This window comes from Faecalibacterium sp. DFI.5.82 (assembly GCF_029076575.1).
In the GTDB taxonomy this organism is placed as follows: Bacteria; Bacillota; Clostridia; order Oscillospirales; family Ruminococcaceae; genus Faecalibacterium; species Faecalibacterium duncaniae.
In genome coordinates this window covers 1-13,034 of the sequence record NZ_JARFIS010000017.1, presented here as the reverse complement: position 1 = coordinate 13,034, position 13,034 = coordinate 1, and the positions used below count along the sequence as shown (strand labels likewise).

Here is a 13,034-nt window from a genome sequence, read left to right as displayed (position 1 = left end):
GTCATATTGGTCGGTGACGATGACGGTGAGGTTCCACCTGTTCCCATTCCGAACACAGAAGTTAAGCTCACTCGTGCCCAAGATAGTTCGCTGGAAACGGCGCGTGAAAATAGGTAGTCGCCGACTTTTATATGGCCCGTTGGTCAAGCGGTTAAGACAGAGGCCTCTCACGCCTTTAACATCGGTTCGATTCCGGTACGGGTCACCATATGCACCTCTAGCTCAGTTGGTAGAGCAACTGACTCTTAATCAGTGGGCCCAGGGTTCGAGTCCCTGGAGGTGCACCAATAAAAGAGCGTTGAATCGTAAGATTTGACGCTCTTTTTCGTTATGTAACCCCGAAAATTCGGGGCTTGCACGGTCAATGCACGGTTTTTGCACGGTCGGCTTTTTCGTGGGAATCTTCTGCATGGGCTGGAATTGCTTTGAAATGCGTGGTAAATTTTGCATCAGGTCAGAAGAGCCAGACGGAGCTGCGCCTTTACTTCGGGGTCTGCGTTCTTCAGAAGTTCCAGCAGAGCAGTCATAGAGATGGTCGGTTCGCCTGCGGCGGGTACAGCCTGTGGGCTGGGGCTTTCGGACTTAGCATAGAACCCTTCCTCGAACTTCTTCCCCAGTTCAACACGAGAGGACTGCTGGATATGGGCGTAGGTGTTCACCAGCATATCTGCCGTAGCGTGTCCAGTGGTTCCCTGAACGGCCTTCACATCGCCGCCGGAGATCATCAGCTGATAAGTCGCACTGGAATGCCGCAAACCGTGAAAGACAATGCGGGGGAACTCCGGGTGGGCATCCTGCCACTTGAGGAACTTTTTGCGGATGAGCACCGGCTCCACCGCCAGACCGTTGGGCAGACGGAACAGCATCCCACTGTCATGGTAGCGTGCCGGATCTTTCATCTCGTCTGCCGCCAGCTGATTCAGCCACTTCTTCAGTTCCTCTTTCAGAGCAGAGGTCATGAAGATGGTACGGCAGGAGGACGCCGTTTTGGTGCTTTTCAGGATGAGAGAAGTGGTGCTGCGTTCCAGCTTGTCCGGGAATACCTTGATGATGCAGCCGTCGTCTACCTGATTCAGGGCTTCTTTACGCACTCGCTGCATGGATTTGTTGATACGGAATGTTCCGATGCCGTCCGCAGCGTCAAAGTCAATATCCTCTGGGGTCAGACCTACGATCTCGCCCTCTCGCAGTGCGCCCACCAGTGTGAGGTGGACTGCCAGATGCAGGATAGGGTCATCCATGCTGTCCAGAGCCGCCCGCATTTCCTCTACCGTCCAGATGGAGCGCTCCTGCGTGGACTTCTTGGGGCTGTCCACGGGAACAGGACTCTTAATCAGGATTCCCCACTCCACGGCATACTGGAAGGCAGTGCCCAGCAGCCGATGAACCTCGTGGATCGTCGTGCCGGAAAGGAACCGCTGCTTCTGCTTTTCAGTCAGTTCCTGCTTCTTTCCCTCGACATACGAACCGCAGGGCGTTTTGCTCAGGGTCGTGTAGAGGTTCTCCATGTGGTAGGGCTTGAGCTTCTGCATCTCCATGCTGCCAATATAGGGAACGATAAGGTTCTGGATGGTGGAAAGGTTGGATTCGTAGGTTTTGGGTGCCCACTTGTGTTTGCTGCACTGCTTGGGCAGCCAATCCATGAGGAACTCTGCTACCGTCACAGAGGACGGAATCAGGAAAGTACCAGCCGCCAGTTCATGCTCGATTTGCTTTTTTCGGTTTGTTGCCTCCTCTTTTGTGGGAAAACTCTCCCATTTGTCGCAGCTCTTGCCGTGCTCATCTTCATAAGTGTATCGGACGCTGTAAGAGTTGCCGCGCTTCGTAATATATGCCATACTGTTTGCCTCCTTATCAAGCTGCCCGGTAGAGCCACGCATCGAAACTGTCTTTCGGTACACGGATGCTTCCGCCTACCCGCAGGACACGGAATTCGGTGGTGCTGTTGCACAGGTTGTAAGCAGAGCGCAGGCTGATGGCCAGCATTCGTGCGATCTCTTCCACCGTGTACACCAGCTTCGTGGTTGCTGGGCTGTCAGTCGGAGACTTGACGGCATTGGTTTGAGTGACCACCTCCATTGTAGTGAGATTCGAGTCCTTTTGCAAGAACTTATTCGTATAATCGGAAGATTGCACAGGGACGGTCATAGAATTACGGTCAAAATCCATAAGCATTGCTCCTTATATTGTCATATCATCTAAAAATTCAGCTTAAAGTTCTACATCCTGCCCACGCTTGCGGTTTCGCTGTGGCACATTCATGGTGCGCTCCTGCTTGGGAGCAAGAATCTTTTCCAGAAAACCGCGCACCAGTTCAGGAGCACGGTGGAGCGCATCCAGATAGGGCTTTACATCGTACCACAGGTCGTGGTACTTGTTGCTCCAATGAATGGCTTCCTTCTTGGCGGTGGAAAGTTCTTCTTTCAGGCGGCGGTTCTCTACGTCCATCATATAGCCGTGGTCAGCCTGTTTTTTCAGTTTGGAAAATTCTTCTTCGGTCAGCGAGTAGTTGCCGAGGAAGGTGCGCTTGCCGATATAATCCAGATCACGCGCATGAATGAGGGCTTCTTTCGTGAGTGTGGCCTTTTTCTGCACAGCGGCAAGTTCCTTCTCCTTTTTGGAGAGGGCCTGACAGGTTTTAGCAAGCGACTGTGCCTGCTGGTCGGCTTGAGCGGTCAGAGTGTCCAGCCGCTCCTGCTCCCTCTGGACTTTGAATTGAGTGACGGTCAGGTGCTCTTCGGTACTGCCACGCTCACCGCGCTCTACATCCGTATACCCGGCGTTGCGCATATAGTGGAAGAAATCGTCTTGCAGGACGCTGTACGACTTCTTCAGGACTGGCTTGCCGTTCTTTTGCAGGATGGGCTTTCCGGCATCGTCCAGCAGGGGCTTGGACGCCCACTTCTTGCTCCGGCTGACCTGCATGACAGTCTCCTTGACTGTGCCGACCAGTGCCTTGTCTTTGCAGCGTTTCGACCAGAGGATCTGCTTCTCCACCACAGGCACATAGACCACATGGAGGTGGTAGTGGTAAACTTCTCGACTTAATGCTTCGGTCATGGCGCGGTTGATCTCATCGGCGTGCATGACTGCCGAGAGGATATACTGCTCACCGCCCACGATTTGCACAGCAGCTTTGTAGGCATCCTCATAGAACTGATTGGCGAACTCATAGCCGCCGTGATTGTCAAAGTAGGCTGAGTTGACATCAAAGACCAGTTCACAGTAGTGGGTAGCATCCGGCTTTAGGCCGCGCGTGGAAATCGTGCCAGCGGCTTCCAGCTGGGCGAACAGGTCGGTGTAGCTGGCGGTTGGCTTCTTGAAGTGGACGTTCCATGCAGCACGCTGGGGGATAATGTCGGGGTTCCGATAGCTGTCCTTTTCGCGCTCGTTGTGCTGTTGGGTGTTGCCAACAGCCTTATCCGAAACAGCGAGGTTTCGGACACTGGTGCGGTCAATACCATCATTTCTTGCCAAAGGGCATCCCTCCTTTCAAGGTTCATCGAGAGGTGACGGGGAACGGAGATGCACTTCTTCTGAAGTGTAATAACCTACTATGACACTTTCATCCCTATGGGCTGCAAAGTGTAGTGGGCTCTTCGAGGACTCTCCGAGGGGGAACGTTTCCTGCGGGAGAGCTACAATCAAGTTCGCACAATGCGAACTTGATTGCTTCGTACGCATCTGAAAAAATCGCGTACGGAGTTCAAATAACCCGTACGGTCTGTACGGTGTGCGGAAATCTAAAATAAAAACGATAACACGTTTAAATCTGCTTCAATTTGCCGTACGGGTGCGTACAAGTACAGACCGTACAGGTTGTACGAACTTCTTCCGTGAAAAAATGCACTTTTTACGGGCAGGGGTGGACAAGAGGTTCGATGCCTACAAAGCCCCGCACCCTGCGCCCACCGGGCAGGTAGATGTTGTTGGTGGCTTCAAGGTTATAGCGGCGGTCATTCTGGCGCAACTCTGCGCTGAAACGGATCGCAGATACGCTGTGGCAGGCGTTGTCCTCGCACCACTGCTTATAAATGTCGTAGAACTCCTTGGAGCTGATGGAGTAGTCCGCCTTGAAGCGGAAGTAGCCCTCGGACTCCATGAAGTCGATGACATTGTTGCTGCTGCGTTTGATGGTGTCCACGTTGGCGGCGGCTCGTTCGCTGACCGTGAAGCGGAAGTTGTTCTGCACCAGCCGGTGCAGCCCTTCCAGACACCATAGCAGGATGCCTTCCAACTCGGCGCACATCTTCTCCACAAGAAAGGGATCGTCCGTGCGGTCAGCAGGCTTGTCCTTGGTGGTCAGGATGAGTTGGCGGCGGAAGAAGCCATCCGAATGGTCGTACAGCGAGGTCAACGCACCGTTGCCGAAGCAGAGGAACCGGGCGTAGATGTCCCGCTGGTAGCTCTGGACACCCTTGCGCTCCAAGTCCAGCTTGGCCTCGGCGGTCACGATGGTCTTGATATAATTCGTCTTGGGCAGGGCGTTCATATCCATATCATCATCGATCATCAGCAGGCGGCGTTCCAGATCGGCGCGGGCAAAACGGTTGTTCTCCACTTTCTGGACGCTGCCGTTGCTGGCGGCATCTCCCATGAGCCGTTTCAGTACCAGCCCGATGCGAGATTTGCCCTCGCCGCCCTTGCCGACAATGAGCATCATCTTCTGCCCCTTGGTGCTGGGGATCAGGCAGTAGCCCAGATACTCCTGCAAGGTTGGAATGTCAGCATCGTCCAGCAGCTCGTGCAGGAAAGTTAGCCAGCGGTCAGGGCTGGCGGCTTTGGGGTCATACCTCACAGGTAGGCGGTTCTGGCAGAACAGGCGGCTCTCCTGAAAAGAGCCGTCCGGCAGATGGTACACGCCGTTCTGGAGGTGGATGCAGTCCTGTTCGATGGGGAACGGGTCGGAAAAAGCCAGCAGCTTGATGGTCTCCAGAATGTTGGTGACCTTTTTGGACAGGCCAGAGGTGACATATTCCTCGATGTTCTCCAAGATGCGCTGCTTGATCTCGCTTTCGTCTTCCACCGGGCCGTCCAGCGTGTACAGCGTACCGTTGACGCATTTCAGCGGCCACTGTTCCAGAAAGGCACGGCCAAACTGGACTTCATCGATCTTCTTACCGTTGTACCAGTCCGGCCATAAGGGGTTGCGGGAAATGTTTTTCTTCATAGGGTGGTTCTCCTTTAGAAAAGTGAAGTGGTGGGTCTCACCGTGAGACCCACCACTTCAGGTGAATAAATTATCAGGCGCACTTTGCCAGAGCAAGGCGGTCGGTGCACTCCTCCAGCATCAGCAGGTACGACCCGGACAGCAGCTGTGCGGCGGCAGCGGCTTTCTGCTGGGGTGTCCCAAATGCAACGCAGTCCGTCAGGTGCTCGACGGTCTCGGTCATGTGGAGAGCTTCCACGAACCGCTCGTCCAGCGGCTCCTCCGGGGTGGTGGGCTTGTAGCGCTCTCGCCAGTCGTGCAGCAGGTCGAGATAATCGGTCAGCACCCGCAGGCAGTAGGCGATGTCTGCCCACTGCTCGTCTGTCAGGCCACGCTTGGGCGGCGGCAGAGCGATGGCATTGGCGGGCGGCTTGTCCGGGTCAAGCCCGAAGTCACTTGCGAGCTTCTCGGCGGCTTGCCGGGGGTTCAGGTCGAACAGTTTGGCGGTGAGGTCGATGGCATCTCCGTTGGCCCCACAGCCAAAACAGTAATAATAGGTGTCGTTCAGCTTCATGCTGGGGTCGCTGTCAGAATGGAACGGACAGCACACCATGCCATGGCGGTCGGGCTTCATGCCGTACATCTCTCCCACCTGCCGAACGGTGATGGCGGACTTGATCTTTTGATATAAACTCAAAATTTCTCCTTTGGTCAAAGGTTTTGGCACGGATCGTTTTGATCCCTGCCACGTTCAAAGTCACCGGGGTCCCCCAAATGGGAACTTCGGTGAAGCCGGTCTCCCTTGCTGCCTCCCGACAGGAAATCTTTTTGGACTCTGTGTCGGCCCTATGCAGGGCGCTCGCTCCCCCGATGGGAGGTCTTGGCGGTCTGGGCAGTTCGGACGGTCATTCTGTTGTCAAGGTTCGGTTATATGATTCGGGAGGGCTTTTACGGGAAGCCCTTAATATGTTCGCTGCTGGGGAGTGATATGTTTTCCTTCTGTCTATAGGATAGCACCTCCATGGCTGCTGTGCCGTATATCCATAATGTCGGAAAACAGGTGCAGAAACTGCAAAATTCCACGCTTATGGACAGGAACCGCCGGAAGTGGTATACTGTGCAAAAAACATCGGAGGTGCGACCATGAACATCAAGCTGACACTGGGAGAACGGCTCAAAGACCTGCGTGTGGAGCGGAGTCTGAAGCTGGAAACGCTGGCAGAGCAGACGGGTCTGTCCAAATCGGCATTGTCGAAATACGAGAGTGACGATGTGACCGACCTCAGCATTTATGCGGTGACAACGCTGGCTGAGTTCTATGGCGTGACCACGGACTACCTGTTGGGCGTGACGGAAAACAAAAAACGCCCAGATGCAGTCCTTTCGGACTTGCATCTGAGCGATGGCGCAGTGGACGTATTAAGGAATGGGAATTTCAATCATCGGCTGCTGTGTGAACTTTTGGAACATCCCGATTTTTCCCGGTGGATGACCGACCTTGAGATCTGTGTGGACGGTCTGGTCAGTGACCGCATCCGGGATATGAATGCCATGGTGGAAGCCACCCGGCAGGAACTGGAAAAGCGATACCATGCCGATGCAGAGGACCTGACCATGCGGACGCTGAAGGCGGCGCAGATCAACGAGGACGAATATTTCGGGCAGATCCTCTATGATGAGCTGGCGGCGATCCTGAAGCAGATCAAAGCGGCACATGGGACCGATAAGACCACGTCGGACGGCGCAGCGGTCGAGCAAGCGAGGAAGCAGCTTGAAAATGCACAGAAGTTTGAAGGTTCTCCGTTGGAAAAGAAGATGAATGTCCTGATGGGACAGATCGGCATCGACTATTCCAAGCTGACGAAAGAAGAACAGATGACCTTGCTGCGAGTGTTCAATAAATCCTCTATGTTAAAGCACCGCACAAAGGCCGGGATGCGGGGCAAATACAGACGCTGATTATTTACCTTGCGGCTTATAGGGAAAAACGCTGCTGCGGCAGGAAGGAGAACGTACACCATTGGTTCCTCTGCAAGCCTGCGCTGGGTGGGCAGAAACCATTAGCTGCCATCCCCATCCGCGCATCCTTCTGCCGCAGAATAGGTGCTTGCCGGAGCTGCTCACAGTCCCTTTTCCGCATCAGCCGGAACCAAGGTGTAACACACTAGACTTTGCAAACAAAGTCGTGTGTCACGAAACCCCGGCACGGTTTCTTTGGATTCTTCCGGCTATTGCGTTGCTTCCCGGTTTCAGACAATAGAAGATGCGGGCGTCAACTCGTACACATGATCGAACTGGGCTTTACGTTCGTCGCTCAGGTGATGGCTAATCAGGATCAGGGTCAGGTCAGGGTTGGACAGCAGGCTCTTCTCCACGATGTCGGCGTTCTTCTGGTCCAGGGCGCTGGTGCCCTCATCCACCAGCAGGATGCTGCGGTTATGGATCAGAGCACGGGCGATGGCCACGCGCTGCTTCTGGCCGCCCGAGAGGGCGTTGCCTTCCTCGCCCACCGGCGTATCCAGACCCTTGGGCATATTGGCAAGGTCGCCTGCCAGGGCGCTGTCACGCAGTGCCTTTTCCATCTGCTCGTCGGTAAAGTGCTCACCCAGGGTAATGTTCTCACGGATGGTGGTATTGAACAGGAACACATTCTGTTCGATGTAGCTCATTTTCTGCTGGAGCTGCTCGGGCGTGTAATCCCGCACGTCTCTCTCGTCATAAAGGACCTTGCCCTGGTAGCCGGGCAGCCAGCCCAGAAGAATCTTCAGCAGGGTGCTCTTGCCGCAGCCGGAGGGACCGGTGAGGGCGTATTTGCCGCCTTTCTTGAATTCCGCGTTCATGTGGACCAGGATCGGCTTCTTTTCATCGTAGCCGAAAGAGACATCCTTGACCGTAATGCCTTCCTGCAGGGTAGGCAGACCGAAATCAGGAAGCTGCGCCTCGCCGGCATGGATGGTAATCTTATCGAAATAGGGCTTGCTGGCCGAGAAGGACACTGCAAGTTTGGACACCTGGTTCAGTCCATTATACACGCCGGCGCAGATGGTACCGGTGCCCATAAAGGTGGCCAGAGGAATCATATCATTGAGGATCAGGACACCCAGCAGGATGACAACGGCCACTTGGCAGACGGCACTGACATAGGCCAGACCACAGCCGATGCCGTCCTTGTTGATGGTCAGTTTGTACTTGGCCTGCTCCATGCTGTCGCTGGCTGCATCGACTCCGCTGGTAAACCGTTCATCCTTGCCAAAGAAGCGAAGCACATCGTAACCTGCCAGCAGATCCTTGATTTTACTGACGCTGTCAGCCTGGCTGGCGGCACAGGCTGTGCCAACGGTTCCCAACCGTTTGCTGAACAGACGAGGAACGAAGATCATAACCAATGCGATGACCAGAGAAATCACCAGAAGCAGCCAATGAATGGATGCCAGTGCAACGATGCCGAACACCACCTGTGCCGCAGAACCCATGATGGTGAAAAACGGAGTCCAGGCCATCTGCTCAATCTGGTTCACGTCGTTGGTAAACTGGGAGAGGTACTCGCCGCTCTCCTGCTTATGATACTCCTGATGGGTCTTGTGCAACAGGCCCGCTGCCATATCCCGGCGCAGAGCGTTGTTCATCCGGCGCACGGCCCGGCCCTGGAAGAAGGTCTCTGCAATCAGGCAAAGGACCACGGCCAGCCAGGTCAGCAGAAGAAGAATGATCCGAATGGTGAAAGCCCGCAGATCACCGTCCAGCAGTCCCTGGGTGATCTGAATCTGTACCAGACTGGTGCAGACCTGCAAACCATAGGCAACAACCATACAGATGGAGGCCGCTGTAACAGTGGGCCAGCACTTTTTGAGATAATACTTCATGATTTCCACCTCTTCTGTGATCGTTCCATCTGTCTCTATGAACAGTGGATTGTGTGCTTTGCTCTTTCTGATTCAAATTGTAGCACACAGGATGAGGAATAAACATATCGTTTTGCGTTAGTTAACTGATTACACACATTCTGATTTTCTATAGAGGCAAACTGTCTTTCCATCAATAATTTCAGACTTTTTGCACTGCATATTCATGCAGCGCAAAACATTCCGGCAGCTACGACACTCGGGCTTCAGATCAGAAAAGCTCCACCGGCAGTTAACCTCCGGGTCGATCACAATACCTTTTTCGGGATCAACCCAACCTAACTGGTTTTGCGGGTGGTCAAGCGCCACAGTGCATTTGCCAATTTTTCCATTGGCCCGGAATACCATGCTATGTGGATAGGAAGCGTAGCACACCTGTGCAAGGGCTCCGTTTCTGTGGTTATGACACGACATCCCGATCTTATCCAGATATGCAACATGTTTTGCTACCAACACATCTTTTGTATCCTGATGAAGGATGGATAGACTGTGGACGCCTTCACCACCCCAGTCACCAACAGCACGAACAAGTACGGCGAAGCGTTTGTCATGCCCAAACAGACGGTACAGATAATCATACCAACTGTAGTCCTCATCGTCGGCCAGAATATTGTGGCGCAGCGTGATATGAAAGGAATACTCTGCCGGCGGCAACTTGGAAAGAGAGGCCAGATTGTTAATGATGGTCTGCAGGGTTCCTTTGCCGGATACATGGGGCCGAGTCTTGTCGTGATTCCAACCATCAATTGTAATTTGATAGCTGGTGATCCCTGCCTGATAGAACTGCCGAAATAGCTTGTCATTCAGCAGATAACCATTGGTGGTCATATTGGCAGCATAGTGAAAGCCATACTGTTTCTGCAGATTTTGCACAATGTTGGACACTTCCAGCACAGTGTCTTTGCAAAGAGTAGGTTCACCTCCAAACCATGCAAGTATGACCTGTTTATAGCGCGGCGCTTGTGCAGTTATATACTCCTCAATTCGGTCCAGTGTGTCACGAGTCATACTGACCGCATGGTGATCTTCATAGCAATATGGGCAGCGGAAATTGCAGCCTTCCGTCGGCATCAATGTTACCATGAAGATATTATCCAGCAAAGATCTCACCTGGTGCAGCGCATGGTCCAGTTCTTCCTCGGTTACCAGAAGCTCTTGCTCATGCAGATAGCGTGTCAACGGCGTATTCAGTTCCGCACAGCCGCCGCAACGGGTGAGATTGATGAACTCCTTCTGCAGGCCATGATCGGTCAGCCGGACGGTATTGCGATACAATTCTGATGTAATATAAATAGCATCTTCTTCCGTGCGATAGGTCACATAGCTGGGTACTGTATACATATTAGCTCCTCTTTATCTATATAAAAATCCTGATTACAGGATAATTGTTCGAAATAAGGGGCCCGGAACAATCCGAACCCCTTATTAAAGTGGTAATTAACCCTGTTAGCAGAAGATATTAATGTCGATATTGCAATCAACCTGTTCTTCAATGGGCTTCTTCTCAGCGAGGACTTCCATGATTTGTTTCTCCTTTCTTTTTGGTTTTATTCAGCTTGGGAGCTTTCGTTTGTTCGTATCCCTTGCTGTGACTGTATTGTAGCACATCCTGCCGACCGGCAACATATCGTGCCGAGTTACTTGAAAATAACACAAAACGATAAGTTTTCAGTAAAAGTTGAACCGTTCACTGGAAATCCGCTGTGCCATCCTTTATAATAATAGAGATATTACTTCTATAGGAGGGTTTAGGGATGAAGAATGTCTTTCTTGGCGAGTACGTCAAGCAGCGGCGGCTGGATCTGGGTTTGACCCAGGAGCAGCTCTGCTATGGAATCTGTGAGCCTATGACTCTTTCCCGACTGGAAAATGGGAAACAGACCCCCAGCCGCAACCGGATCAATGCCCTTTTGCAGCGTCTGGGCCTGCCGGATGACCGCTATTTTGCTCTGCTGAGTAAAAATGAACTGGAGATGGAAGCTCTTCAGAAAGAAATTGTTGCCTGCAATGCGACCGAAAAGGTGCCGGAGGGCTTTGAGAAGCTTGCACAATTTGAAAAGCTGGCAGATCCGGATGATCAAATTGCGCAGCAATTTGCCCTGCGTTCAAGGGTACTTCTGGGACGCTTAGATGGACGCTACACGCCGCTGGAACAAATCGATCTGCTAATGCAGGCAATTCAGCTGACTGTGCCCCGCTTTGACCTAGAGAGTATAGAAAGTTTCCTTTATACAAGAGATGAAATCACAATTATCAATCAGATTGGGCTTGCTTACTCTGATGCTGGCCAAAATAAAAAAGCAGCTGAAATCTACTATCAGCTGCTTAAGTATGTGCGTAAGCATTTTAAGGAAACCATAACATCTATAGGGGTGTTGCCTTTGGTCCTTTATAATTATGCTCGGGTACTGGATTTGTGCGGTCGCTATGAGGAAGGAGCTGCACTCGCTAAAGAAGGACGAGAAGCCTGTATTCAATATGGACATTACCAAGTATTGCCCCGATGTCTGGAAATTGAAGCGGAATGCCGACATTTTATGGGCGATGACGAAATCAGCAAAGAATTGTACTACCAATCGTATTATCTCTGCAAAGTCATTGGATATCAAATCGGGTTAGAGGTTGTCAAAAAAGAAGCGAAAGAATACTTGAACATCGATTTTATGAGTTAACCCATGTCTCCAACGCCCGGCATAGCATCACATGGCTGGATAGAAGGTCTGTCCGGATTCTCAGGCTGATCAGAACCGTCAGGTTGTTCCGTTTCGGTCACACCAGGCTGCGGTGCTGGCAAGTCTTCAGGCTCAGCGGCAAAGCAGGGGACAGCCAGTAGACTGGTGGCCAGAACAATAGAGGCAATCAGGGTAAAGATACGTTTCATCATTTGTTTTTCCTTTCGTTTTATGTTGTTTTCTTGTTGGCAAAAGGATACCACTACAAGGCCATACAGACCATATCGTGCTGTGTTGCTTTTTTCTAACACAAAACGACGGGTTATACTGAGAATGAGGTCAGATGCTTTCCAATCGGCTTGTGATGCAGCAAGTACTAAAAATAAGAGAATGGCCACCCAAACCAATGCCGTCAAGTCGTTGTCGGATGAAGTGGATTTTAGTTTGTCTGGGAGTAAGTGCACGGTTTCTGCACGGTTTTTGCACGGTTTCAAAACGTGCAAAGGGTGCAAATCGTTGCAAAATCGGACAAAGGGTGCAGAAATTACCGGGTAAAAAATCACATTGCTTTGATTAAAATTAACGATGACTCGAAACTTCCATAAATTGAGACGAACCGGCGGCTTGCTCTCTTAATCAGTGGGCCCAGGGTTCGAGTCCCTGGAGGTGCACCACATCAACAAAATCCGAACTTTTTTCCGATAGGAGAAGGGTTCGGATTTTTTGTATTCTTCGGAAAACAGAACGAATCCCTTGCTTCCATCGAAAAACGTCCTAGACCTTATCACAAAAAAGCACGACAGACCACGGTAAGAGTGCCGTAAGGCGGAAAGGACACAAACATGAAGTACGATGAAAGAGCCTGCAAATTCAACATGGACACCGGCTGCGTGGAGCTGCTGCTCCGGGATGGGAGAATGATCTCCATTGACTGCACTGGGGTCGAGGATGAATTGGACGTGACCATGGCGCAAAGGACGGAACTGGACTACCTCATCTACAACGATCCGCTGGGCTATGCCGATTTGATTCTGAACGGTGACCCGGAGGAATATTTGAAGAATATGGCTGGAAGCCATGGGCTAGAAGATTAAGGGCAAAACAAAAACAGGGTGCGCCCCTGAATAGGACACACCCTGCCAAAATCCACATACGATAACGATATGTACAACAGGGCGTTCCCCGTAGCAGAGTTCCCATAAAACAGTATTTGCAAAAGCTCCTGAAATGGGGAAGATTTGGCGTGACTTCGGTCACGCCTTTTCTTTTGCTTCCAGTTCATCCAGAGGGATGTACCCCAGCCCATCGTAC

At 52.0% G+C, this 13,034-nt stretch carries 11 protein-coding genes, 2 tRNA genes and 1 rRNA gene; 6 read left to right on the top strand and 8 right to left on the bottom strand.

Annotated features, from left to right (window positions below):
- Positions 1 to 9: 9 nt before the first annotated feature.
- The 3 genes from rrf to P0G09_RS15200 all read left to right on the top strand — a co-directional run bounded on the left by rrf (position 10) and on the right by P0G09_RS15200 (position 287).
- Positions 10 to 126, top strand: a 5S ribosomal RNA gene (gene rrf / locus P0G09_RS15210).
- A 7-nt stretch (positions 127 to 133) separates the two neighbouring features.
- Positions 134 to 208 (top strand) — tRNA-Glu (locus P0G09_RS15205).
- Positions 209 to 211: 3 nt separating this feature from the next.
- Positions 212 to 287: transfer RNA gene (locus tag P0G09_RS15200), tRNA-Lys, on the top strand.
- 162 nt (positions 288 to 449) lie between these two features.
- On the opposite strand, the gene P0G09_RS15195 is transcribed toward P0G09_RS15200, so the two are convergent.
- From P0G09_RS15195 to P0G09_RS15175, 5 genes are all read right to left on the bottom strand, one after another.
- Positions 450 to 1,838 (bottom strand): site-specific integrase, encoded by a 1,389-nt coding sequence (locus P0G09_RS15195; RefSeq protein ID WP_275253066.1) that lies wholly within the window; start codon positions 1,836 to 1,838, stop codon positions 450 to 452.
- A gap of 16 nt (positions 1,839 to 1,854) precedes the next feature.
- On the bottom strand, positions 1,855 to 2,169 hold the full coding sequence (locus P0G09_RS15190) for a helix-turn-helix domain-containing protein (RefSeq protein ID WP_055192342.1): 315 nt from the start codon (positions 2,167 to 2,169) through the stop codon (positions 1,855 to 1,857).
- 42 nt (positions 2,170 to 2,211) lie between these two features.
- On the bottom strand, positions 2,212 to 3,477 hold the full coding sequence (locus P0G09_RS15185) for a plasmid recombination protein (protein ID WP_275253065.1): 1,266 nt from the start codon (positions 3,475 to 3,477) through the stop codon (positions 2,212 to 2,214).
- Between the two features lie 376 nt (positions 3,478 to 3,853).
- The gene (locus P0G09_RS15180; RefSeq protein WP_112149025.1) at positions 3,854 to 5,170 is read right to left on the bottom strand and encodes a phage/plasmid primase, P4 family; all 1,317 of its coding nucleotides are present in this window, start codon (positions 5,168 to 5,170) and stop codon (positions 3,854 to 3,856) included.
- Between the two features lie 73 nt (positions 5,171 to 5,243).
- Positions 5,244 to 5,846, bottom strand: coding sequence for a CHC2 zinc finger domain-containing protein (locus tag P0G09_RS15175; protein WP_256276046.1), 603 nt, complete (start codon positions 5,844 to 5,846; stop codon positions 5,244 to 5,246).
- A gap of 446 nt (positions 5,847 to 6,292) precedes the next feature.
- Between P0G09_RS15175 and P0G09_RS15170 the strand changes: the two genes are divergently transcribed.
- Positions 6,293 to 7,108 carry a helix-turn-helix transcriptional regulator gene (locus P0G09_RS15170; protein ID WP_097839210.1) on the top strand — a complete coding sequence of 272 codons (816 nt, stop codon included), beginning with the start codon at positions 6,293 to 6,295 and terminating at the stop codon, positions 7,106 to 7,108.
- 290 nt (positions 7,109 to 7,398) lie between these two features.
- On the opposite strand, the gene P0G09_RS15165 is transcribed toward P0G09_RS15170, so the two are convergent.
- The gene (locus P0G09_RS15165) at positions 7,399 to 9,012 is read right to left on the bottom strand and encodes an ABC transporter ATP-binding protein (protein WP_015565741.1); all 1,614 of its coding nucleotides are present in this window, start codon (positions 9,010 to 9,012) and stop codon (positions 7,399 to 7,401) included.
- A gap of 129 nt (positions 9,013 to 9,141) precedes the next feature.
- Entirely contained in the window at positions 9,142 to 10,392 is a 1,251-nt protein-coding gene (locus P0G09_RS15160; RefSeq protein WP_055191843.1) for a radical SAM protein, read from the bottom strand.
- 413 nt (positions 10,393 to 10,805) lie between these two features.
- Here P0G09_RS15160 and P0G09_RS15155 point away from each other — a divergent pair, with 413 nt between their 5' ends.
- Entirely contained in the window at positions 10,806 to 11,723 is a 918-nt protein-coding gene (locus tag P0G09_RS15155; RefSeq protein ID WP_217212459.1) for a helix-turn-helix transcriptional regulator, read from the top strand.
- Here P0G09_RS15155 and P0G09_RS15150 read toward each other — a convergent pair.
- On the bottom strand, positions 11,720 to 12,226 hold the full coding sequence (locus tag P0G09_RS15150) for a hypothetical protein (protein WP_146746475.1): 507 nt from the start codon (positions 12,224 to 12,226) through the stop codon (positions 11,720 to 11,722). The genes P0G09_RS15155 and P0G09_RS15150 overlap by 4 nt on opposite strands.
- A gap of 339 nt (positions 12,227 to 12,565) precedes the next feature.
- Between P0G09_RS15150 and P0G09_RS15145 the strand changes: the two genes are divergently transcribed.
- Complete coding sequence (locus P0G09_RS15145; RefSeq protein ID WP_275253064.1) at positions 12,566 to 12,817, top strand: DUF6061 family protein; 252 nt, start codon at positions 12,566 to 12,568, stop codon at positions 12,815 to 12,817.
- The last annotated feature ends 217 nt before the right edge of the window (positions 12,818 to 13,034 follow it).